General features: G+C 78.7%; 1 protein-coding gene. It reads left to right on the top strand.

Annotation, left to right across the window (positions count from 1 at the left end):
- A partial coding sequence (locus GTW40_RS06415) for an aminotransferase class I/II-fold pyridoxal phosphate-dependent enzyme (RefSeq protein ID WP_161179182.1) occupies nt 1–244 on the top strand: 244 nt, incomplete at both ends.

Raw genomic sequence — 244 nt, 5'->3', positions numbered from 1 at the left:
CCACGGCCTCGGCGTCCTGGGCGACGCCGGCCGGGGCGCCCCGCACGCGGCCGGGCTCGCGGGCGCCGACGACGTGGTGGTCACCGCCACCCTCTCCAAGTCGCTCGGCAGCCAGGGCGGCGTGGTGCTCGGCCCGGAGCGGGTCATCGCCCACCTCGTGAACACGGCCCGTACCTTCATCTTCGACACCGGCCTCGCCCCCGCCTCCGTCGGCGCCGCCCTCGCCGCGCTGCGGCTGCTGCGC

Origin of the sequence: Streptomyces sp. SID4985 (genome assembly GCF_009863025.1) — a bacterium.
Classification (GTDB): domain Bacteria; phylum Actinomycetota; class Actinomycetes; order Streptomycetales; family Streptomycetaceae; genus Streptomyces.
This window is presented reverse-complemented; position numbering and strand designations above follow the sequence as displayed.